Raw genomic sequence first — 20305 nt, 5'->3', positions numbered from 1 at the left:
TAGAGTCAGAGAATGGATGTGGCACAGATCGACCAGGTGCGGCGGTTCAACCGCACCGTCACCGAACGCGTGGGCGTGCTCCACGACCACTACCTGGGCCGCGACCGGCCCATCGGCGAGGCCCGGCTGCTCTGGGAGATCGGCGAGCAGGGCCAGGACGTACGGCGGCTGCGCGAACGCCTCGGGCTCGACTCGGGGTACGTCAGCCGGCTGCTGCGCGCCCTGGAGCGCGACGGCCTGGTGACGCTGGAGCCGCACCCGGAGGACAGACGCGTGCGCACCGTCCGGCTCACCGACGCGGGCCGCGCGGAGCGCGCCACGCTCGACCGCCGCAGCGACGAGCTGGCCGGCTCCCTGCTGGAGCCGCTCAACGACGCCCAGCGCGCCCGGCTGGTGGCGGCCATGGCCGAGGTCGACCGGCTGCTGACCGCCGCGACGGTCACCCTGGACGCGGTGGACCCGGACCACCCCGACGCCCAGCACTGTCTGCTGGCCTACTTCACCGAGCTTCAGGAGCGCTTCGAGACCGGCTTCGACCCCGCGCGGAGCCTGCTGCCCGACGCGGGCGAACTCCGTCCGCCGCGCGGCCTGTTCCTGGTCGCCCGGCTGCACGGCGAACCGGTCGGCTGCGCCGGCCTGAAGCTGCCGCCCGGCGCCCCGGCCGAGATCAAACGGATGTGGGTCGCGCCCCACACCCGTGGCCTCGGCCTGGCCCGCCGTTTCCTCGCCGAACTGGAGGCGCGGGCCGCCCGGCACGGACGCGACGTACTGCGCCTGGACACCAACAAGGCGCTCGACGCCGCGATCGGCCTCTACCACTCCGCCGGCTTCGCGGAGGTCCCGGCGTTCAACGACGAGCCGTACGCCCACCACTGGTTCGAGAAGCGGATCACCAAAGGCTGATCACCGAAGCCCACCGCCCTGCTCAACGGCTTCTACAGCCGGACCGCCCCCTCCCCGACGCCTGACGGCCGTCTCCGCGCCGGGCGGTGCTAGCCGGCTGTCCGGTGGTGTGCGAGGAGATACGGCTCGTCGAGGCGCGCGTCGTCGACGCGGTCTCGCGCGTCGGTGAGGAGCCAGTCCAACAGCTCCGGGGTGGCGTGGTACTCGTCGTAGAAACCCATGTGCAAGTCGGTGATCTCGAACTCGAACATCACGTCGTCGACGAGGTCTGCCAGGTGGGCGTCGGCGGCTGGGGTGCGGGTGGCGGTCCACAGGTCCAGCCAGGGGCGCAAGGTGTCGGTGGCGACGGTGATGAGGCTGAGGGTCTCCCTGACGGAGACGGGGCTGGGGTGGGTGTGCAGGGTGGTCCGCCACCAGGCGGACCAGACGTCACGGAGGGCGTCGGCCAGAGGCGCGTCCCATGTGGTCCAGCCCGCCTCCCGCAAGCGGGAGGCGATCAGGTTCTCGTCGACGTGGAACTGGCCGGTGACGACGGGGCGGATGATGCGTGGGGTCAGACGGCGAAAGAGCCTGGGGAAGTCGTCCCAGTGGCTGGGCACCTCCATGGCCACGGAAGTGACCATGTCGTCGGATATCAGGTGCAGGGGTCCGGAGAGCTCGGCGAGGTCCTGCTCGCCGTAGCAATACGTGCATCCCTGGACGGGGAAGGGCTCCTCACCGGCAAACGCACGGTCCAGGGCGTCGAGGGCTGTCGTGAGCTGCTGCTGGAAGTGGGACATTGCGACCTGCCGGGACTCCGTCCGGGCAACCGGCGAAGATCGCAGGGTATCAGCGGGGCCGCGTTGGACTGACGGGAAGCCCCCGCTCAGCGCGGCGAACTCGTCCCGGACGGCTGCCCGCCGAACACCGCCGCCGCCTCGACGAAACCGCCTGACGGGCGGGCCGGCCGACGTATCGTGAAAAGCCGACGTCCGCAGGGATGAGGGGGGCAAGGGGACACATGGAGCCGCAGATCGCAGATCTGGCACGGACAGCCGGGTCCACCGTGGTGGCCCTGATGGCCACCGACGCATGGCAGCGCGCCCGGGAGCGGATCGTCGCGTTATGGCGCCGGGCCCAGCCGGACCGCGCCGACGGGATCGACGGCGAGCTCGAGACCACGCGCGACGACCTGCTGGCCGCGCGTGACGCGGAGGACTCGGAGGACGAGGAGACCCGGCGCGAGCTGAGCGAGGAGTGGGCGGGCCGTATGCGGCGGTTCCTCGTCGCGCATCCGGAGGTCGTCGAGGAGTTGCGCCGGGTCCTGGACGAGTTGAGCCCGGCCCTGCCGGGCAACGATCAGGCGATGAACACCACCATCCATATGCGAGCCGAAGCCTCCGGCAGCGGCCGGGTCTACCAGGCGGGCCGCGACCAGCACATCACCGAGCGGTGAGCGCCGAAGGCCGAGCCTCCGGGCACGGACGGGTCTTCCAGTCGGCCGGCGACCAGCACATCGCCGAGCACCATCACCACTACGCGCCCGGCGCCTCTCTGTTCGCCGGGGCACCGACCCCGGGGCTCGGCGGCCCGGACACCGTACGCGTCCCCCCGGTGGGCCGTACCCCGGCCGTCCTGCGGGACCGGGCGGACCTGATGCGGCGATTACGTGCGGCGGTCGAGGGCGGCGGACAGATCCACGTACTGCACGGCATGGGCGGCTGCGGCAAAACGGCGGTGGCCCACGCGCTGTTCACCGAGGCCGTACGCGACCGGGCCAGGGTCGGCCTCTGGGTCAACGCCTCCGAACGGCTGTCCCTGCGCGCGGGCATGCTGGCCGTCGCCGCCGACCGGGGCGCGGGCCCCGGCGAGTTGGCCGCCGCGCACAGCGGGCAGCGCGCCGCCGCGGACCTCGTCTGGCACCACCTGGACCACTCCGCCGAACCCTGGCTCTTGGTGATCGACAACGCCGACGACCCGGCGATCCTGCAAGAGGGCGCCTGGCTGCGCCCCAGCCCGCGCGGCACGGTGCTGGTCACGACCCGGTACGCCACCTCGCGCGCCTGGCGGGGCGCGGTCCTGCACCCCGTCGGGGTGCTGCCCACCGAGGACGCGGCCCAGGTCCTGTGCGACCTCGCACCCCACGCGGGCACCCCGGCGGCGGCCGAACAGGTCGCCCTCCGCCTCGGCTGCCTCCCGCTCGCCCTGACCCTCGCGGGGTCCTACCTGCACCACCAGCTACTGGAGTCCTGGTCCATGGACGAGTACCGAAACCGCCTAGAAGCCGACCCGACCGGCCTCATCGACCAGGGCGCGGCCTTGGATTCCGGCCGCCCCGAGTCCCGCCACCTGGTCAGCCGCACCTGGCACCTGTCCCTGGATGCCCTCGCCGACCAGGGCCTCCCGGAGGCGACGACGCTGCTACGGCTCCTGTCCTGCTGGAGCCCGGACCCGCTGCCGCTCGCGGTGCTGAGCCCGGCGTCGCTGGGCGCGACGGGCCTGCTGGACGCCGCCCGCGTAGAGCCTGCTTTGCGCGGGCTGCTGGATCATTCCCTGGCCACGATCGTCTCCGCGCCGGGCGGTACGGATGGGGACCAGCCGGTGCGCTGCGTCCAGGTGCACGGCGTACTCCTGGACAGCGTCGCCTCGGGCACCCCTGCGGAGCAGCGTGCTGCTCTCGCGGAGGCGGCAGTCGCCCTGCTGGAGGCCGCGCTTCCGGCGGACGGCGGGGTCGGGGACGGGTTCGTTGCGCTGCTTGTGCCGCATGCGGTGCGGTTGCTGCGCGAGGGAGACGTTAGGACGGCGGAACGGGTGGTGGGGTTGGCCGTACGCCTCGCTGAACGCGTTCATGAGACGGGTGACTACGCCGCCGCCCTGGACCTGGCCCAGGAGGCCGCGGGGGCGGCGGAACGGGTGCTCGGTGCTGAGCACCGGCTGACGTTGAGCGCGCTGCAGCGCGCGGGGCGCTCGTTGTTCCGGCTCGGTCGCATCGCGGAGTCGGAGGAGGTTCACAGCCGGGTGCTGCGCGTCCGCGAACGCGTCTTGGGGCCTGACCACCCCGACACGCTCGAGTCGTGTCACGGGCTCCAGCAGCCGCTCTTCAGACTGGGGCGGCGGCCTGAGGCGCTGTCCTTGCTGCGTCGTGCGGCGGAGGGGCTGCGGAGCGCTTTGGGGGTGGAGCATCCCAGGGGGCTACGCAGCCGGGCGATGCTGATTGAAGGTCTTGCCGTGTGCAAGGAAGAGGCAGAATTCGACCGGACGTCTCCACAGACCGTCGAAGACTGCGCGCAGTACCTGGGCTGCGACCATCCCACAACGCTTGCGGCCAGGCATACGTACGCCTTCGGGGTCGCCCACTTCGGCAGAGCGGAAGAGGCCGAACCACTCGCTCGACGCGCACTGGCCGACCGCAAGCGCATCCAGGGGCCGACCCACCCCAAAACGCTCGCCGTCACGGCCCTGCTCGGCTACGTCACGGCGTCGCTCGGCCGTTGGGACGAGGCCATCCAGCTAACTCGACGCTGCATCGAAGCACGAGAGCGAGTACTCGGGCCCGAGCACCCCTTCCTCGTGGAGAACTACTCGGAACTGGCCGACTACCTCGCTCGCGCGGGGCGGACGGACGAGGCCGAAAGACTGGCGCGTGAAGCCTTCCCGCTGTGTGAGCGAGTTCTCGGCCCCGATCACCCTGCAACCCTTCGCGCTCTCCGGGTTCTGGAAGCCTGAGCGTGATCTAGCCAGCCTCGATGCCAGTGACTTTGCGGTGAGTATGGGACAGCGACACGCCGTGGTATCGGCGTGTCGCTGTCCCATACTCACCGCAACTCAGGCTTCGGGCGCGAATTGAGGCTGACCCCTCTGCCCTGACCGGGCTCGCTCAGCCTTCAGCAGCCGCTTGTAGTCCGCCAGTACGCGCAGCATCCCGAAGCCTGTCCCCAGCGGGACCGTCCCGATGACCAACAGCGGCCGCTGCGGCTCCCGAAGGTCCGCACGTATGTCAGGCAGCCACACGCCCAGCGCGGCGAACTCGTCCCGAACGAGTTCGGCGACCCGCTCGCCGGGTGCCTGAGCGTTCACGTCTTGACCCCGGGCGGGAGTCCGAGCTCGAACCACACGGCCTTGCCTGTGCCGTCGAGTTGTTCGTCGACCGTCAGGCCGCATACGTCCGAGAGCGCGGTGACCAGGAACAGGCCGCGCCCGTGCGTCTCGTCGTTCGTCGCGCGGCGGGGCGACGGCAACGCGGGGCCGTCATCGTGGATTGCGACCCGCACGCGGGTGCACTCAATGGTGGCGGCGAGCCGCACGTCTCCCTTGCCGTGCTGATGCGCATTGGTCACCAGCTCTGATGTGCACAACGCTGCCGCGTCGGCGAGTTGGCCCAGTCCGGAGGCCACGAGCAGGTTGCGTACGAAGTCTCGGCACAGCCTGGGCGCGATAGGGATGCCGGGGGCGGACAAGGTGTATCGGTGCGGAAGTTGCTCGGTTCCGCCGATGGAATTCCCGGGGTCAGCCGCCCCCGGTTCGGTACGTACTCCCATGAGACGCCTCCGTGGCGTTCCGTAGGTGAGGGATCTGACGGATCCCCTACGTGATTCAGCCAACACACACTGTAGGGATAGACTCATCAGATCTGCAACCTACTCCCCCTATCGAGTGGACCGAGCCCACACCCGCAGGCAGACTGTGGGCGGAACCTCCAGGAGGCCTCGTCTTGGCACTGCGAACCGTTATCACTGAGCGGCAACGCCGACTCGGTTCAGAACTCCGAAAGTTGCGCGAGCAGGCTGGCTTGTCCATCAACGAGGCAAGTTCGCGGGTCGGCATGGGCGCCACACATCTGAGCCACGCAGAGGCGGCCCGCACCGCAATCGCGTTCGATCGGCTGCGCGCCTTGATGCAGGCCTACGAGGTCAGAGATGAGCCCTACGCCGACGCCCTTGCCAGCCTCTCGGAGGACAAGGGCAAGGGCTGGTGGAGCGGCTACAGGGGCGGCCTCTCGCCAGCTGCGTTGGACTTGGCCGAACTCGAATCCCGGACCTGCAGCATCCGTTCTTACGAGTCACTGTTCATCCCGGGCATCCTCCAACTCGAGGACTACACGCGTGCGATCTTCCGAGCCAACGACACGGTCACCACTCCGGAAGGCATCGACGCAGCAGTCAACTTCAGGCTGAGACGCCAAAAGGTCCTCACCAGCGATGATCCGCCGGAGGTCCACGCCGTGATCCACGAGGCTGCGCTACACATGCGCTTTGGCGGTGCGTCAGTAGCTCGCAAGCAGCTCCTGCGCCTCGTAGAGCTGGCTGAACTACCGCACGTGAGGATTCAGGTCCTACCCTTCACGGCAGAGGGGGTGTCCGCCGTGAACACCCCGTTCTGTCTCCTCACCTCGCACGGGGGAGCGCTTGAGACCGTGCAGATGGATCACGCGGACCAGTCCATGTTTCTGCACACCCCAGATTCAATCGCCCAGTACCAGAAACAGTTCGACCAGCTCTGCTCGATCGCTCTTCCTCCGGTGAACGCCAAGGTCACGTCCTCCCTCGATCGCGAGGGGCGGGATTCACTGGGGCTGATCCAATACGTCCTCTACAGCCACTATTAGGAATCGCGATCATGCCCATACGCAACTGGCGTAAGTCTTCCTTCAGCACCTCCGGGGCCAACTGCGTGGAACTCGCCACCGCCCACGACCGCATACACATCCGGGAGAGCGACGAGCCCGACACGACGCTCCGCACCACCCCCGCCACCCTCCGCTCCTTCATACGGGCCGTGAAGACCGGCGGACTCGACCACACCACCTGACCCGCCCGGGCAACCACACGCCCTCCAGGGCGCAACCAGGGAGAGTAGTGGCATATGGACGAATTTCTGGTGGAGCTATGCCGAAGCGGAACATTCGACCCTCTGGTTTTGGGCATGCCCCCCCCGAAGCACTCGTCAGGGTGGTCGGCGACAGGGACGGGTTCGTGTCGCAGACGGAGCTCAGCTGGTGGCCCAGGCCCGGCGGCTGGTTCTACTCCGAAGAGAACGAGTCGGGAGTTTGGGTAACCGGCCCCCCTGGGCCGTAGCGCCGGCGCGGGGGCCGCAGTCGCTAGGGGCGGACCTGCTTGGGATCGGCGTCGAGCGCATCGAGCATTGCGTCGCCGTTCGTCCTCGCCCACTCGGTCAGCATGTGGATCGGATCGTTCAGCGCCGCTCCGAGCGGAGTGACCGGCCGAAGTCGCCGAGGCCGCCGCCTGGCTGCTCAGCGACCGTGCCTCGTACGTGACCGGCGTGGTCCTGCCGGTCGACGGCGGTGCGCTGGCCTAGCCCGCCACCGTCGCCGCCACCGGAGACCAGGGTTCCGCCGGGGGCGAAGGGCTTGGCGATAGAACATCCGTACGCCCAGACTGGCCGCATGCGCAGCCTCGTTGTGATCGATGCCCCGTCCAACCTCGGCCTCAGGCCGCCCGCCGAAGGCACCGTGCCCGGGTGTTACAAGCTCGCGGGCGCGCTCCGCGAGCAGCGGCTGCCGCAGCGGCTCGGGGCGCACGAGGGCGGGGTGGTCGTGCCGCCCCGCTACGACCGGGGCGGGTGGCGGGAGGGCGACGGCGTGTTCAACGCCGGGGCCATCGCCGCGTACACCCGCAAGCTCGCCGACCGCATCGAGCACCACGTCCGGGCCGGGAACTTCCCCGTGGTCCTGGGCGGGGACTGTTCCATCCAGCTCGGCGCCTCGCTCGCGCTGCGGCGCATCGGGCGGTACGGGCTCGCCGCCATCGACGCCTCCGCGGACTTCCGGCACCCCGGGAACTCCGAGCGGGTCGGCGCCGCGGGCGGCGAGGAGCTGGCGCTGGCGACCGGCCGCGGGCAGGCGGACCTGACGGACCTGGAAGGGCTGCGGCCGTATCTCAAGGACGAGGACATACGGATCCTCGGCATCCGCGACTACGACGAGGACCGGGTCGAGCTCTCCGAGCTGAAGATCATGAACGCGTCGGTCGGGGAGATCAGGGAATCGGGCCCGGAGGAGCTGGCGCGCGAGGTTCTGCGCTCCCTCGAAGCGCCCGTGACCGAGGGGTTCTGGGTGCATCTGGACGCGGATGTGCTGGACCCCTCCGTCATGCCCGCCGTCGACAGCCCCGACCCCGACGGGCTGCTGCCCGACGAACTCGCCGCCGTACTGCGCATTTTGGTGCGGTCGAAGCGCTGCGTCGGCCTCAACGTCACCATCTACGACCCCGATCTCGACCCCGAGGGCTCCTGCGCCGCCCTCCTCGCCGACCTCCTCCACACGGCGTTCACCTCGCCCTGAACCGGTCACGGGCCTTGCCCGGCCGCAGTAGCAGCGCAGCCAACAGGGCCGTCAGGGCCAGGGTGGCCGCCGCCACGAGGGTGACCACCGTGAAGCCCCGGTCGTACGCGTCGCGGGCCGCCGCGCGCAGCAGGTCGGCGGCGGCCGGGGCGAGGTGGTCGGCGGCGGTGTCGGCCGCGCCGATGGACTCGCGCGCGGCGGCGTGTTCGGCGGGCGGCACGCCGGGGACGGAGGAGGGCAGCGCCGTGCGGTAGGTGGCGGCCAGGACGGTGCCGAGGGCGGCGACGCCGAGGCCCGCACCGAGTTCGAAGGAGGTCTCCTGGATCGCGGCCGCTTCCCCGGCGCGATCCGGGTCCGCCGAGGACATGATGGAGTCCGCGCCGAGGGTCATCACCACTCCCGCGCCGAGGCCCGAGGCGAGCAGGGCGGCAGACGTCACCCCGTGGTGCGCGGGGCCGCCGCCCGCGTACAGGAGGAGCAGCGCGCCGGAGAAGAGCGCGAGCGCCCCGGTCAGGGCCCGGCGGTTGCCCCAGCGGCGCGCCGCCGACGGGGCGGCGACGGCGCCCACCGCGTTGGCCACGGCCAGGGGCAGCAGCGCGAGCCCGGCGCGGAGCGGCGACGCGCCGCCCACGAGCTGGAACCACTGGGTGAGGAAGAAGAGCAGAGCCGTATAGCCGCCGAAGCAGCCGACGACGCACACCGTGGCCGCGGTGAAGCGACGGTCGGCGAACAGCGAGAAGTCCAGCAGCGGCTGCGCCAGCCGGCGCTGCCGCCGTACGAAGAGGAAAAGCAGCGCCAGGCCCGCCGCGCCCGCGAGGGCGGGTCCCGGCTCGGGGCGCAGCTGTGCTCCGGTCTGCTTGAGGGCGTAGACGACGCCCGCCAGCCCCGCCGCGGAGAGCGCGACGCCCGCCAGGTCCCAGGAGCGGGGCAGGGGGTTGCGCGATTCGGGGATGAGCCGGGCCCCGGCGGCCAGGATCACCGCGATGACCGGCACATTGACCAGGAAGACCGAGCCCCACCACCACCGCCCGAGCAGGGCCCCGCCCACCAGCGGGCCGATCGCCGCGCCCGCGCTGTGGGCGGCGGTCCAGACGCCGAGGGCCAGGGCGCGCTCGCGCGCGTCGGGGAAGACGACGCGAATGATCGCGACGGTCGAGGCCATGATCATGGCGGTGCCCGCGCCGAGCAGCGCCCGGGCGAGGATCAGTTGCCCGGTGGTCTGGGCGAACGCGGCGCCGGCCGAGGCGAGGCCGAACAGCACGAAGCCGGCCAGCACCAGTCGTCTGCGGCCGATGCGGTCGCCCAGCGTCCCGCAGGTCACCAGCAGCGCGGCGACGGTGAGGGAGTAGACGTCCACGATCCACAGCAGCCCCACGCCGCTGGGGTGCAGGTCCCGGGTCAGGCTCGGGGTCGCCGCGTGCATGACGGTCAGATCGATCCCGGCCAGCAGCAGGCTCGCGCTCAGAACCGCCAGCACGGCCCACCGCCGCGGCGACGCCGGCGCCTCGGCGGAGGGGCCATGGGGAGGCTTGCCGGGGGTCCGGGCGGGGCGCGGCGTGCGAAGGCTCATGTCGGCACTGTCATCGGGCGGTTCCCGGCCCACAAGTACGGTCTTTTTTGTGCCGTAGTACCACTCTGGATACCTTTGCTGGATGCGCGGCAGCGTGGATGACACCCAAGATCAGTGCGCGGTCGAGATCGCGATGGAAATCCTCGGCGGCCGGTGGAAACTGGCGATCGTCAAGCAGCTCCTCACCGGCACCCACCGGTTCGGGGAACTCCGGCGCGCCCTGCCCGGCGTCACCCAGCGGATGCTGACCCGGCAACTGCGCGAGCTGGAAGCGGACGGGCTCATCGTGCGAACGGTCTATCCGGAGGTGCCGCCGAAGGTCGAATACGCGCTCACCGAAACGGGCCGCAGCCTGGAGCGCATCACGGATCTGCTCGACGCGTGGGGGCGCTGGTATCGGGACGCACGGCCGCGCGGCGAACAAGCCTGAATGAGCCGGTCGCGCAACAACCCGCCGCCCAAACGCCGTTGATATCCATCTGGTAGCGGCGCGGTCACGCGACGGAGCCGCAATTGAATCAGCGCGGCCGCAATGTGATCCGCGGCGCTCCGCCCTTTCCACGCTTCTGGATCGACCGCGGCAGCGAGCGCTCCATGCCGTCGCCGGACGGAATCGATCTCGTTGGATGCCCGCCGGCCCCGCACCGGACTATTGCGCGAGCCCGCGCCGGGAGCGATCGATTTCGTGCGCCGGACCTTCCGCCGGACCTTCCGCCGTGCCTTCCACTCGGCCTTCCGCCGGGCCTTCCAGCGGACCCTCCGGGCCTATCCGAGTGCGAGACCGGTCGCCGAGCGGCACGATTTTCGACTTCCTGATCGAACACAGCCGCCAGGGCGGCCGGGAAGAGACGGCCGGGGAGGGGTGATCGGAATGCCGGCGGCCGGCCCGGCGCGATGAATGCGCGTACATCGTGAAGGTCCTGCTCGCCGCCCGGAAAGGCGCCCGCCCGGTACCCGCACGCCGTCGGAAACTCCGGAGGTACGCGCCCCGGGTGCGCCGCTTTACCCGGGATCCGGTCCGTCCGGCCATCTCGGAAGAGGCCCGGGCACTCGGCCGGATCGGTCCTGTCGGGCCGGAAATGCTGCCCTATCCGGCAGCCGTCCTGAACGAGGGGCCGCACGCTCCTGATCGGCGCCCCAGCCGATGCCCCAGCCAGTCCCGCAGCCGACCCGCAGCCGACCTCCCAGGAGGGCCCTGACGGCCCGCTGACGGCTCTCGGGGCCCACCCCCACCCAAAGGGGCTGCCCCGGACCGTGAGAACGGTTCGGGGCAGCCCCTGTGCGCTCTGGGCGGGAGGTCACGCCTCCTTGCTGAGGTTCGGACCCGCGCCGCCCGCCGCGGACTCGATCGGCGGGGTGTCGGGCAGGGCCGACTTCTCCTCGCCGCGGAAGGTGAACTTCTTCTCCTCACCCTCGCCCTCGGTGTCCACGACCACGATGTGACCGGGGCGCAGCTCGCCGAAGAGGATCTTCTCCGACAGCACGTCCTCGATCTCGCGCTGGATGGTCCGGCGCAGCGGCCGGGCGCCCAGCACGGGGTCGTAGCCCTTCTTGGCCAGCAGCTTCTTGGAGTCGCCACTGAGCTCGATGCCCATGTCGCGGTCCTTGAGCCGCTCGTCCACCTTGTCGATCATGAGGTCGACGATCTGGATGATGTCTTCCTCGCTGAGCTGGTGGAAGACGACCGTGTCGTCGACGCGGTTGAGGAACTCGGGCCGGAAGTGCTGCTTGAGCTCCTCGTTGACCTTCGCCTTCATCCGCTCGTAGCCGGTCTTCACATCGCCCTGGGCGGCGAAGCCCAGGTTGAAGCCCTTGGAGATGTCCCGGGTGCCGAGGTTGGTGGTCATGATGATGACCGTGTTCTTGAAGTCCACGACCCGGCCCTGGGAGTCGGTCAGGCGACCGTCCTCCAGGATCTGGAGCAGCGAGTTGAAGATGTCCGGGTGGGCCTTCTCGACCTCGTCGAAGAGGACCACGGAGAACGGCTTGCGGCGCACCTTCTCGGTGAGCTGGCCGCCCTCCTCGTAGCCCACGTATCCGGGCGGGGAGCCGAAGAGCCGCGAGACGGTGTGCTTCTCGCTGAACTCCGACATGTCGAGCGAGATCATCGCGTCCTCGTCGCCGAACAGGAATTCGGCGAGGGTCTTGCTGAGCTCGGTCTTACCGACACCGGACGGGCCCGCGAAGATGAACGATCCACCGGGGCGCTTCGGGTCCTTCAGACCTGCACGCGTGCGCCGGATGGCCTGCGAGAGCGCCTTGATGGCGTCCTTCTGGCCGATGACGCGCTTGTGCAGCTCGTCCTCCATGCGCAGCAGCCGGGAGGACTCCTCCTCGGTGAGCTTGAAGACCGGGATGCCCGTGGCCGTGGCCAGGACCTCGGCGATCAGCTCCTCGTCCACCTCGGCGACGACGTCCATGTCGCCGGCCTTCCACTCCTTCTCGCGCTTCGCCTTGGCGGCCAGGAGCTGCTTCTCCTTGTCGCGCAGGCCCGCGGCCATCTCGAAGTCCTGCGAGTCGATCGCGGACTCCTTCTCCCGGCGCACATCGGCGATCTTCTCGTCGAATTCGCGCAGGTCCGGCGGTGCGGTCATGCGGCGGATGCGCATCCGGGAGCCGGCCTCGTCGATCAGGTCGATCGCCTTGTCCGGGAGGAAGCGGTCCGAGATGTAGCGGTCGGCCAGGGTGGCGGCCGCGACCAGGGCGGAGTCCGTGATGGAGACGCGGTGGTGCGCCTCGTAGCGGTCCCGCAGGCCCTTGAGGATCTCGATGGTGTGCGGCAGCGAGGGCTCGGCGACCTGGATGGGCTGGAAGCGGCGCTCCAGGGCCGCGTCCTTCTCCAAGTACTTGCGGTACTCGTCGAGCGTGGTCGCGCCGATGGTCTGGAGCTCGCCTCGCGCCAGCATGGGCTTGAGGATGCTCGCCGCGTCGATCGCGCCCTCGGCGGCGCCCGCACCCACCAGGGTGTGGAGCTCGTCGATGAACAGGATGATGTCGCCGCGGGTGCGGATCTCCTTGAGCACCTTCTTCAGGCGCTCCTCGAAGTCACCGCGGTAGCGGGAGCCGGCGACCAGGGCGCCCAGGTCCAGGGTGTAGAGGTGCTTGTCCTTGAGGGTCTCGGGCACCTCGCCCTTGACGATGGCCTGGGCCAGGCCCTCGACGACCGCCGTCTTGCCGACGCCGGGCTCGCCGATGAGGACCGGGTTGTTCTTGGTGCGGCGCGAGAGCACCTGCATGACCCGCTCGATCTCCTTCTCGCGCCCGATGACCGGGTCGAGCTTGGATTCGCGGGCGGCCTGGGTGAGGTTGCGGCCGAACTGGTCCAGGACGAGGGAGGTGGAGGGGGTGCCCTCCGCCGGGCCGCCGGCCGTGGCGGCCTCCTTGCCCGAGTACCCGGAGAGCAGCTGGATGACCTGCTGCCGGACCCGGTTCAGGTCGGCGCCCAGCTTCACCAGGACCTGGGCGGCGACGCCCTCGCCCTCGCGGATCAGGCCGAGCAGGATGTGCTCCGTGCCGATGTAGTTGTGGCCGAGCTGGAGGGCCTCGCGGAGCGACAGCTCCAGGACCTTCTTGGCACGGGGGGTGAAGGGGATGTGCCCGGACGGGGCCTGCTGGCCCTGGCCGATGATCTCCTCCACCTGCTGGCGGACCGCCTCGAGCGAAATCCCGAGGCTCTCCAGGGCCTTAGCGGCGACACCCTCACCCTCGTGGATCAGGCCCAGGAGGATGTGCTCGGTGCCGATGTAGTTGTGGTTGAGCATCCGGGCTTCTTCCTGAGCCAGGACGACAACCCGCCGCGCGCGGTCGGTGAACCTCTCGAACATCGTTAATCGCTCCTCAGAGCGGTCAGGCAGTAAGGGGGCGCTCCCCTCTCTGTCCTTCCGCAGCTTAGTCCCGCAAGCGGGGACCGCTCATTCCAACTGCCGACGCCCATCCGGATCACCCCGCTCTCGCGAGGAAGGCAGCACACGCTCCCTTTCCCCGAACAGCCGACAACAGCTCCAACCCGATGGTGCGAGACGATGTTCCCGCAGGCCAGGCATCTACGCCCGCCGCCACTACGCCCGTGGCGAACGCGACCGCCTCCCGGCCCAGGGACCGCCCCTCCCACTAGGCATCTCTTACCCGCATGGGCTGACACTCCATGCGGCGCGGGCCGGTTCCCTCCGCTACGGGCGAACAACCTTGCGCCCGTTCACCACTCCTGTAAGCCCCTTGGCGGATACGGGGCGCGTACGCGTCGCGACATTGCGCGATCTGCGGCGCGGGGCTCTCGAAGGACCTCTCGGAGCACATGGCTCTCGAAGGACGTGATATTCGGAGCACGTGACTTTCGGAGAGGGACGGAGTTACTCCGGGCATGCCCCTCACGACTCCGGGCCTCGCTCAGTGGTACGAGAACGAGCTGGGATGGCCGACGACCGGCAGCAATCCCGTCGAACTGCTCACGGGGGTGCGCTTCGACGTGCTGGAGCTGCCGGCCGACGCCGGTTTCGCCTTGCTGCGGCGCGTACCGCGGACCGGTCCGGTCGCGGTGGAGGGCCCCAGGATGCGGCTATGGGTGGCCGCGGGCGGCGCAGACGAGCTGCCGGGGCTGCTCGACTGGCTGGAATGGGGCGATGTCCCCCTCGATCTGACCGCCATCGGTGCAGGCGGCCGGATCACCGCGCCGTGCCCCTCCTCCCGGCCGCTGGGGACGGCACGTGGAGAGCAGGGCCCGCAGGAGGCCGCCGTGTGGCTGCGACCTCCCGAGCCGGGGGGCGGGGTGGAGCCGATGCTGCCGGTGGCAGGGTTCGGGGGCGATGGGGACGCCCCCGATCTCGTACGGCTCGTGGGTGCGGCGGCCACGGAGTGCCACCGTGCCCGGTTGCTGCGCGCTCGGCCACTGCCGGGACAGCGGGGAGCCCGGCCGACCGGAGAAGGTGACGCAATCAGGCGTTGGCCTTCTCGTATGCCTCGCGCACAGTCGCCGGGACACGCCCGCGGTCGTTGACCTCGTAGCCGTTCTCCTTGGCCCAGGCGCGAATCTTCGCGGTGTCCTGGCCGGCACCGGCCGCCGCGGGGCGGGCCTTGCCGCGGGTGGCGGCAGCGCGGCCACCGGTGCGACGGCCGCCCTTGGTGAAGGGCTCCAGGGCGTCACGGAGCTTGTCCGCGTTGTCCGTGGTGAGGTCGATCTCGTAGCTCTTGCCGTCCAGCGCGAACGTCACAGTCTCGTCCGCCTCGCCGCCGTCGATGTCGTCGACAAGAAGGACCTGAACCTTCTGTGCCATGAGGTTCCTTTCTTCAGAAACCGGGAGCTCGGGCCGCAGCGTTAGGCGCTGATGTCCCCACCCCCAGGTAATTACACTACGGGAGAATAGGAAACCGCTTTTCCCGGAAAAACACAAACCCCCCGGGAAGGTTCGGTCGATGGACCACAGGGGAACGCTCTGTTCCGGAGCCATGCGATAGGGGAGCGATTCGGACATAGGGCCCGCGATCACAGTTGCAGAAGCATCCGGCTGTTGCCAAGGGTGTTCGGCTTCACCCGTTCGAGCCCCAGGAACTCCGCGACGCCCTCGTCATAGGAACGCAGCAGCTCACTGTAGACATCACCGTCGACCGGCGTCTCGCCGATCTCCACGAAGCCGTGCTTGGTGAAGAAGTCGACTTCGAAGGTGAGGCAGAAAATGCGCCGTACGCCGAGCCAGCGCGCCGTTTGCAACAGCTTGTCGAGCACCAGGTGGCCTACACCACCACCCTTCACGGCGGGATCCACCGCGAGAGTGCGAACCTCCGCCAGGTCTTCCCACATGACATGCAGCGCACCGCAGCCAATGACCTCCGCGTCGCCGTCCCGCTCCGCCACCCAGAACTCCTGGATGTCCTCGTAAAGCGTCACCGTCGCTTTGTCGAGGAGGATGCGATCAGCCACGTAGACGTTGATGAGGCGACGGAGGGCCGGCACATCACTGGTCCGGGCACGGCGGACGGTGACTGCTTTAGATTGAGCCAAGGACATGCTCGGACGCTATCGCCGGTCTCATCGCCCGGACTCACCGGGGCTCTCACGGGGCTCTTCGAGTTGTACGACGCGCATCGCATCCCGCAGCGCATCTCGCTGCTCTTCGGACATCATCCCGAAGAACGCGACGAGCGCGGCGGCCGGGTTGTCACTGGCGGACCATGCCTCGTTCATCAGTGCGGCCGAGTAGGCGGCGCGCGTGGAGACCGCGGCATATCGATAGGCGCGCCCTTGCACCTCGCGGCGCAGCCAGCCCTTCTGATGGAGGTTGTCCATTACGGTCATGACCGTCGTGTAGGCGATCGAGCGTTCCTGTTGAAGGTCTTCCAGGACTTCCCGGACCGTGACCGGGCGGTTCCACTTCCACACCCGCGTCATGACCGCGTCTTCAAGGTCTCCCAATGGCCGAGGCACACGTGAATAATAGTGGGAGATGTCGCGAATGTCGGGTTCATGCGCGCAAAAAAGGGGCGCACATCCCGGGACGATGTCATCCCGGGACGTACGGCCCCATCGGTTCCGGGCGGGTCAGGAAGCGCTGGGCCGCGCCTGCTGCTCGGCCTCGGCGCGGGCGAGCGCCGCGTCCACGGCGGCGTCCTCCTTGGCCTTGTTGGCACCGCCCTGGCTCTTCACGATCGTCCTGATCAGCGCGGTGAAGGCCACGGCCATCACCACGGGCGGGACCAGCGCGGAGACGTAATCCATGGCTGTCGCTCCTCCAGACTCGAGGCGTCCAGATTACGGGGTGCGCCCGCCCGGCCTCAGGCGGGGACCCGTCCGAGCCGGGAGTCGCGGTCCGGCGGCGCGGCCGGGCGGCGGCGCTTGGGCGGGAAGACCTCCGCCGGTGTGGGCACCGGCCGGCCCGGACGCGGCGCCTTGTGGCCCGGCTCGCCGCGCTTCGGTTCGCCACGCGTCGGTTCGCCACGCGTCGGCTCGGCGCGCCCGGGTTCGCCCTTCTTGGGCTCCTCCCGCTTGGGCTCGCCCTTTTCGGGCTCTTCTTTTTTGGGCTCGCCCTGGGCCGGGCCGCCCCGCTTGGGCTCCTCGCGGGCCCCGCGCTCGGGGGCGGACGGCTTCTTGCGCGGCTCCCGCGCGGGTTCGCCGCTCTTCTGCACCGCCCGGACGCCGCCCGCGGGGGCCCCGCCGGGCAGCACCCTCAGACGGACCGCCGCGGACCGGCCGTCACGGGGCCACAGGGCCCCCGCCGCGCGCTCCGCGAGCCGGGCCCGCACCCCTCGCTCGGCGAGCCGCTCGCAGTGGCGCAGCAGGGCGCGACGGCGCTCGGCCTCGCCGGTCCCGGCCGCGGACCGGCACAGCGCGCGCAGCGCGGCCAGGTCCTCGGGAAGCGGCTCGTAGCCGGCCGCCAGGACGCCCTCGAGCTGGTCGAGATAGCCGACGGCGGCGCCTGGGAGGGCGGCGCGGTAGCGGGCGAGCTCGTCGAGCAGAAAGGCTCGCAGCCGCCCGCCCTCGCGGACCGCTTCGTCCACGGCCTCGGCGAGGCGGAGGCAGTCCTGGACCTCCTCCGTCCGGTCCGGGCCCCCGTGGCCGGGGGAGAGGGTGACGGGATGGGGTTGGAGGGCGATGGCGAGGGCGCGTCGGAGCACACGCAGCTCATCCGCACTGAACGCCATTCCGCCGCGGGATCCATATGGCGTGGGCATGGGCCGACTTTAAGTGCTAAGCGGACAAAATTCGCTGAGCGCGGGGCGGTGCGGCGCGTTGCGGAAACATACGGATGATGTGACGGATGACGCGGAAGGCGCATGGTGCCGCGGCGGGCGCGGAAACGTGCGGGGCGGATGTGAAAGGTCCGGTGAACGCCGGCGCCCCCGGCCTCGGCCGCTCGGTGTGCGAGCGGGCCGACGGCCGGGGGCGCCGGGGTGGGTGAGTCGGGGTGGGTGAGTCGGGGTGGGTGAGTCGGGGTGCGCGGGCCGGGGTCAGACGCGGGCCGCTCGGCGGCGGCGGGTGACCACCACCGCGGCGCCGCCCAGCGCGAGCGCCACCGCGGCGCCGCCCGCCATCAGGCCGATGCCGCCCGCGCCGGTCAGGGCCATCGTGCCGCCCTTGGAACCGTCGTCGGAGGAGCCGCCGCCCGTGGCGGAGTCGCCGGAGCCGGACGTCCCGCCCTTCTGGGAGCCGGAGGCCGAGCCGTCACCGGAGCCGCCGTCGGTCGAGCCGGCCGTGCCGTCACCGCCCGTGGAGGAGGACTCGTCCGGGCCGCCGGACGCGCCCTTGAAGGTGATCTTCGCGGTGTCGTTGGCCGAATTCGGGTCGTTGGTGCTGAAGCCCGCCGGGCCGGGGACCAGCTTGACGGTGCCGGTGGCGTTCTGGTCGGCGCCCTTGGCGATCTTCACGCCGAGGCCGTACATCTGGCCCTCGCCGGGCAGCTCGGTCGAGGCCTCGGGGCACAGATAGCGGCTGTGGCCCGGCTCGAACTTCTTGGTCTCGGTCTCGCTCACATACGTCAGGCACTCGCCGGTGGTGTCCTGATCCGGCTCCTCGTCGATGTGGTTGGTGAGCCCGGTGACGCCCTTGGGCAGCGTGATGTCGGCGTACAGAAGCGGCTGGCCGTCCTTGCGGTACGCGGCCGCCGGGCCGCCGTTGGTCAGCCCGAACCGCAGCCCGCCCGTGGTGCCGTCGGCCTGCGGGGTGATGGCGCCGCCCACGGCGCGGAAGTCGGCGTGGTTGTCGGTACGGAGGGAGACGCTGCTCTTGCCGCCGGTCTCGAAGTCACCGCCCGGGGCGGCCGTGAAGGCGATCGGGGACCCGGTGCCGGGGGTGCCGTTCGGGTTCGCCTCGCTGCCCGCCGGGACGGCCTCGACCGCGTAGTCGATCCAGGGGGCCAGGGCGGCCTTGGTCACCTTGACGGTCAGCGGGGTGTCGAGCTTCGCGGACCGGCCCGGTTCGATCGCGGTGTCGATGGAGCAGTAGACGCGCGCGGAGTCGTCCCATTCGGAGCCGAAGCTACAGTTCTTCGGCTTGGTCGTGAATTCGATGCCCGGGACGCTGCTGAGTTCGATATTGACGCGCTCGGCGGGCAGATCCCCGGTGTTCCGCACCGTCAGGGGCAGGTCCACCGTGGAGCCGGTCTTGAGGCCGTCGCGGTCCGGCAGTTTACCCACGACCAGTTGGGGCGAGCCGACCACGACCTTGGAGGAGCCCTTGTCCCCGGTCGCGCCGTCGGCCGTCACCTCGTAGCTGATGGTGCCGGAGGCACCGGGCTCGGCGTCGGAGTCGGCGGTGAGCGTGAACGGCTCCCAGGGGCCGTGGAGGTTGCCGTTGTCGAGGCAGGTGACGACCGCGCCGGAGGCGGTGCACTGCTCGTTTTTCGCCTTGATGGTCGCGACGCCTTCGAGGCCGCTGGCGTCGATGACCATCTTGGCGTTCTCGGGCAAGGGGAATTCGGCCCCGCCGTCAGCGAACGAATAACCCACACTCGGGGCGACGGCCTCCTGGCCGGCGGCCGCCGACGGCAGGGCGATCTGCCGGGGCGCGGTGATCTCGGCCCAGGGTTGGGTCGGCTCGTCCTCCGCGTAGGCGGAGGGCGCGCCGACGGCCGTCCCGAGCGCGATCACCACTCCGACGGCCGCCACATGAATCGTTTTCCCCTTATGCCACATGCGTCCCATGCCCATCTCACGACGACCCGACTACGTTCGCCCGCAAGACCGTTCCGCTGACCGGATGGTTGCCCTCCGGTGAACGGAAAGTTGTGAGCAGGGGTGGGAGAGGGTGAGGCGGGACCGGGGCGGGTCAGCCTCGCGCGACGTTGCGCTCGTACACCAGGCGCAGGCCGATCAGGGTCAGCCACGGCTCGTGCTCGTCGATGACCGAGGACTCGCCCAGCACCATGGGGGCCAGGCCCCCGGTGGCGATGACCGTCACATCCTCGGGGTCGTCGGCCAGTTCGCGCGCCATCCGCCGGACCACGCCGTCGACCTGGCCCGCGAACCCGTACAGAATGCCGGCCTGCATCGCCTCGACGGTGTTCTTGCCGATGACGCTGCGCGGCCGGGCCAGCTCGATCTTGCGCAGCTGCGCGCCGCGCACCCCGAGCGCCTCGACCGAGATCTCGATGCCGGGCGCGATCACCCCGCCCACGTACTCGCCGCGCGCGCTGACCGCGTCGAAGGTCGTCGCCGTGCCGAAGTCGACGACCACGCACGGGCCCTCGTAGAGCTCGACGGCCGCCAGGGCGTTGATGATCCGGTCGGCGCCGACCTCCTTCGGGTTGTCCATCAGGATCGGCACCCCGGTCTTCACCCCGGGCTCGACCAGGACGGAGGGCACGTCCCCGTAGTAGCGGCGGGTCACCTCGCGCAGCTCGTGCAGCACCGAGGGGACGGTGGAGCAGATGGAGATGCCCTCGATGCCGTCGCCCAGCTCCTCGCCGAGGAGAGGGTGCATGCCCATCAGGCCCTGGAGGATGACGGCCAGCTCGTCGGCGGTGCGGCGGGCGTCCGTGGAGATCCGCCAGTGTTCGACGATCTCGTCGCCGTCGAACAGGCCCAGCACGGTGTGGGTGTTTCCCACGTCGATGGTCAGCAGCATC

20 protein-coding genes and 2 pseudogenes are annotated in these 20305 nt (G+C 70.3%); 9 read left to right on the top strand and 13 right to left on the bottom strand.

Features of this window, described 5'->3' with window-relative positions:
- Nucleotides 1–12: 12 nt before the first annotated feature.
- Entirely contained in the window at nucleotides 13–903 is an 891-nt protein-coding gene (locus ACZ4WQ_RS29595) for a bifunctional helix-turn-helix transcriptional regulator/GNAT family N-acetyltransferase (protein ID WP_398376656.1), read from the top strand.
- Nucleotides 904–992: 89 nt separating this feature from the next.
- On the opposite strand, the gene ACZ4WQ_RS29590 is transcribed toward ACZ4WQ_RS29595, so the two are convergent.
- Nucleotides 993–1682, bottom strand: a complete 690-nt coding sequence (locus ACZ4WQ_RS29590) for a hypothetical protein (protein ID WP_398376655.1) — start codon at nucleotides 1680–1682, stop codon at nucleotides 993–995.
- 221 nt (nucleotides 1683–1903) lie between these two features.
- Here ACZ4WQ_RS29590 and ACZ4WQ_RS29585 point away from each other — a divergent pair, with 221 nt between their 5' ends.
- Together ACZ4WQ_RS29585 and ACZ4WQ_RS29580 are read left to right on the top strand one after the other, a co-directional pair.
- A complete protein-coding gene (locus ACZ4WQ_RS29585; protein ID WP_311727186.1) occupies nucleotides 1904–2338 on the top strand; it encodes a hypothetical protein in 435 nt (144 codons plus the stop codon).
- Entirely contained in the window at nucleotides 2335–4608 is a 2274-nt protein-coding gene (locus ACZ4WQ_RS29580) for a tetratricopeptide repeat protein (RefSeq protein WP_398376653.1), read from the top strand. The genes ACZ4WQ_RS29585 and ACZ4WQ_RS29580 overlap by 4 nt, the downstream gene beginning before the upstream one ends.
- Nucleotides 4609–4707: 99 nt before the next feature.
- On the opposite strand, the gene ACZ4WQ_RS29575 is transcribed toward ACZ4WQ_RS29580, so the two are convergent.
- Both ACZ4WQ_RS29575 and ACZ4WQ_RS29570 read right to left on the bottom strand, forming a co-directional pair.
- Complete coding sequence (locus ACZ4WQ_RS29575; RefSeq protein ID WP_311727184.1) at nucleotides 4708–4959, bottom strand: hypothetical protein; 252 nt, start codon at nucleotides 4957–4959, stop codon at nucleotides 4708–4710.
- Nucleotides 4956–5420, bottom strand: coding sequence for an ATP-binding protein (locus ACZ4WQ_RS29570; RefSeq protein WP_311727183.1), 465 nt, complete (start codon nucleotides 5418–5420; stop codon nucleotides 4956–4958). Before ACZ4WQ_RS29570 ends, ACZ4WQ_RS29575 begins: the two co-directional genes overlap by 4 nt.
- A gap of 173 nt (nucleotides 5421–5593) precedes the next feature.
- Between ACZ4WQ_RS29570 and ACZ4WQ_RS29565 the strand changes: the two genes are divergently transcribed.
- On the top strand, nucleotides 5594–6487 hold the full coding sequence (locus ACZ4WQ_RS29565) for a helix-turn-helix domain-containing protein (protein WP_311727182.1): 894 nt from the start codon (nucleotides 5594–5596) through the stop codon (nucleotides 6485–6487).
- An 11-nt stretch (nucleotides 6488–6498) separates the two neighbouring features.
- The gene (locus tag ACZ4WQ_RS29560) at nucleotides 6499–6690 is read left to right on the top strand and encodes a DUF397 domain-containing protein (RefSeq protein ID WP_385351628.1); all 192 of its coding nucleotides are present in this window, start codon (nucleotides 6499–6501) and stop codon (nucleotides 6688–6690) included.
- Between the two features lie 289 nt (nucleotides 6691–6979).
- Here ACZ4WQ_RS29560 and ACZ4WQ_RS29555 read toward each other — a convergent pair.
- Nucleotides 6980–7099 (bottom strand): annotated as a pseudogene (locus tag ACZ4WQ_RS29555) (winged helix-turn-helix transcriptional regulator); the annotation flags it as partial.
- Between ACZ4WQ_RS29555 and ACZ4WQ_RS29550 the strand changes: the two are divergent.
- Both ACZ4WQ_RS29550 and ACZ4WQ_RS29545 read left to right on the top strand, forming a co-directional pair.
- Nucleotides 7099–7197: pseudogene (locus ACZ4WQ_RS29550) on the top strand (SDR family oxidoreductase); the annotation flags it as partial. The pseudogenes ACZ4WQ_RS29555 and ACZ4WQ_RS29550 sit on opposite strands and share 1 nt — an antisense overlap.
- Nucleotides 7198–7285: 88 nt before the next feature.
- Nucleotides 7286–8182: an arginase family protein gene (locus ACZ4WQ_RS29545; protein WP_385351625.1), complete on the top strand. Its 897-nt coding sequence runs from the start codon at nucleotides 7286–7288 to the stop codon at nucleotides 8180–8182.
- Here the strand turns inward: ACZ4WQ_RS29545 and ACZ4WQ_RS29540 are convergent.
- The gene (locus tag ACZ4WQ_RS29540; protein WP_398376651.1) at nucleotides 8169–9752 is read right to left on the bottom strand and encodes an MFS transporter; all 1584 of its coding nucleotides are present in this window, start codon (nucleotides 9750–9752) and stop codon (nucleotides 8169–8171) included. The two genes, ACZ4WQ_RS29545 and ACZ4WQ_RS29540, sit on opposite strands and share 14 nt — an antisense overlap.
- A gap of 82 nt (nucleotides 9753–9834) precedes the next feature.
- Here ACZ4WQ_RS29540 and ACZ4WQ_RS29535 point away from each other — a divergent pair, with 82 nt between their 5' ends.
- Nucleotides 9835–10182, top strand: coding sequence for a winged helix-turn-helix transcriptional regulator (locus ACZ4WQ_RS29535; RefSeq protein WP_311727177.1), 348 nt, complete (start codon nucleotides 9835–9837; stop codon nucleotides 10180–10182).
- Nucleotides 10183–11050: 868 nt separating this feature from the next.
- Here ACZ4WQ_RS29535 and ACZ4WQ_RS29530 read toward each other — a convergent pair.
- Nucleotides 11051–13576, bottom strand: coding sequence for an ATP-dependent Clp protease ATP-binding subunit (locus ACZ4WQ_RS29530; RefSeq protein ID WP_311727176.1), 2526 nt, complete (start codon nucleotides 13574–13576; stop codon nucleotides 11051–11053).
- A gap of 536 nt (nucleotides 13577–14112) precedes the next feature.
- Between ACZ4WQ_RS29530 and ACZ4WQ_RS29525 the strand changes: the two genes are divergently transcribed.
- A complete protein-coding gene (locus ACZ4WQ_RS29525; protein ID WP_311727175.1) occupies nucleotides 14113–14745 on the top strand; it encodes an SCO3374 family protein in 633 nt (210 codons plus the stop codon).
- On the opposite strand, the gene ACZ4WQ_RS29520 is transcribed toward ACZ4WQ_RS29525, so the two are convergent.
- The 7 genes from ACZ4WQ_RS29520 to ACZ4WQ_RS29490 form a co-directional block, all read right to left on the bottom strand.
- Nucleotides 14684–15022 carry a histone-like nucleoid-structuring protein Lsr2 gene (locus tag ACZ4WQ_RS29520; protein WP_311727174.1) on the bottom strand — a complete coding sequence of 113 codons (339 nt, stop codon included), beginning with the start codon at nucleotides 15020–15022 and terminating at the stop codon, nucleotides 14684–14686. The two genes, ACZ4WQ_RS29525 and ACZ4WQ_RS29520, sit on opposite strands and share 62 nt — an antisense overlap.
- A gap of 209 nt (nucleotides 15023–15231) precedes the next feature.
- Entirely contained in the window at nucleotides 15232–15753 is a 522-nt protein-coding gene (locus ACZ4WQ_RS29515; protein ID WP_311727173.1) for an amino-acid N-acetyltransferase, read from the bottom strand.
- A gap of 21 nt (nucleotides 15754–15774) precedes the next feature.
- Nucleotides 15775–16170: a BlaI/MecI/CopY family transcriptional regulator gene (locus ACZ4WQ_RS29510; RefSeq protein ID WP_311727172.1), complete on the bottom strand. Its 396-nt coding sequence runs from the start codon at nucleotides 16168–16170 to the stop codon at nucleotides 15775–15777.
- A gap of 114 nt (nucleotides 16171–16284) precedes the next feature.
- On the bottom strand, nucleotides 16285–16461 hold the full coding sequence (locus ACZ4WQ_RS29505; RefSeq protein WP_311727170.1) for a hypothetical protein: 177 nt from the start codon (nucleotides 16459–16461) through the stop codon (nucleotides 16285–16287).
- 56 nt (nucleotides 16462–16517) lie between these two features.
- Nucleotides 16518–17414 carry a hypothetical protein gene (locus tag ACZ4WQ_RS29500; protein WP_361186729.1) on the bottom strand — a complete coding sequence of 299 codons (897 nt, stop codon included), beginning with the start codon at nucleotides 17412–17414 and terminating at the stop codon, nucleotides 16518–16520.
- Nucleotides 17415–17690: 276 nt separating this feature from the next.
- On the bottom strand, nucleotides 17691–19346 hold the full coding sequence (locus tag ACZ4WQ_RS29495) for a hypothetical protein (RefSeq protein WP_398376650.1): 1656 nt from the start codon (nucleotides 19344–19346) through the stop codon (nucleotides 17691–17693).
- A 160-nt stretch (nucleotides 19347–19506) separates the two neighbouring features.
- On the bottom strand, nucleotides 19507–20304 hold the full coding sequence (locus tag ACZ4WQ_RS29490) for a type III pantothenate kinase (RefSeq protein ID WP_311727167.1): 798 nt from the start codon (nucleotides 20302–20304) through the stop codon (nucleotides 19507–19509).
- Between the last annotated feature and the right edge of the window lies 1 nt (nucleotide 20305).

The sequence above is a fragment of the Streptomyces sp. NPDC028305 genome (genome assembly GCF_055569495.1).
Note: the sequence above shows the minus strand (reverse complement) of the source record. Positions and strands in the feature narration are given on the sequence as shown.

Excerpts from the sequence above, each read along its gene's own strand:
- ACZ4WQ_RS29525 (WP_311727175.1), top strand. The coding sequence starts at position 14,113 with ATGCCCCTCACGACTCCGGGCCTCGCTCAGTGGTACGAGAACGAGCTG.
- ACZ4WQ_RS29535 (WP_311727177.1), top strand. The coding sequence starts at position 9,835 with ATGCGCGGCAGCGTGGATGACACCCAAGATCAGTGCGCGGTCGAGATC.
- ACZ4WQ_RS29500 (WP_361186729.1), bottom strand. The coding sequence starts at position 17,414 with ATGCCCACGCCATATGGATCCCGCGGCGGAATGGCGTTCAGTGCGGAT.
- ACZ4WQ_RS29585 (WP_311727186.1), top strand. The coding sequence starts at position 1,904 with ATGGAGCCGCAGATCGCAGATCTGGCACGGACAGCCGGGTCCACCGTG.
- ACZ4WQ_RS29490 (WP_311727167.1), bottom strand. The coding sequence starts at position 20,304 with ATGCTGCTGACCATCGACGTGGGAAACACCCACACCGTGCTGGGCCTG.
- ACZ4WQ_RS29545 (WP_385351625.1), top strand. The coding sequence starts at position 7,286 with ATGCGCAGCCTCGTTGTGATCGATGCCCCGTCCAACCTCGGCCTCAGG.
- ACZ4WQ_RS29590 (WP_398376655.1), bottom strand. The coding sequence starts at position 1,682 with ATGTCCCACTTCCAGCAGCAGCTCACGACAGCCCTCGACGCCCTGGAC.
- ACZ4WQ_RS29530 (WP_311727176.1), bottom strand. The coding sequence starts at position 13,576 with ATGTTCGAGAGGTTCACCGACCGCGCGCGGCGGGTTGTCGTCCTGGCT.
- ACZ4WQ_RS29595 (WP_398376656.1), top strand. The coding sequence starts at position 13 with ATGGATGTGGCACAGATCGACCAGGTGCGGCGGTTCAACCGCACCGTC.
- ACZ4WQ_RS29570 (WP_311727183.1), bottom strand. The coding sequence starts at position 5,420 with ATGGGAGTACGTACCGAACCGGGGGCGGCTGACCCCGGGAATTCCATC.
- ACZ4WQ_RS29540 (WP_398376651.1), bottom strand. The coding sequence starts at position 9,752 with ATGAGCCTTCGCACGCCGCGCCCCGCCCGGACCCCCGGCAAGCCTCCC.
- ACZ4WQ_RS29560 (WP_385351628.1), top strand. The coding sequence starts at position 6,499 with ATGCCCATACGCAACTGGCGTAAGTCTTCCTTCAGCACCTCCGGGGCC.
- ACZ4WQ_RS29515 (WP_311727173.1), bottom strand. The coding sequence starts at position 15,753 with ATGTCCTTGGCTCAATCTAAAGCAGTCACCGTCCGCCGTGCCCGGACC.
- ACZ4WQ_RS29505 (WP_311727170.1), bottom strand. The coding sequence starts at position 16,461 with ATGGATTACGTCTCCGCGCTGGTCCCGCCCGTGGTGATGGCCGTGGCC.
- ACZ4WQ_RS29520 (WP_311727174.1), bottom strand. The coding sequence starts at position 15,022 with ATGGCACAGAAGGTTCAGGTCCTTCTTGTCGACGACATCGACGGCGGC.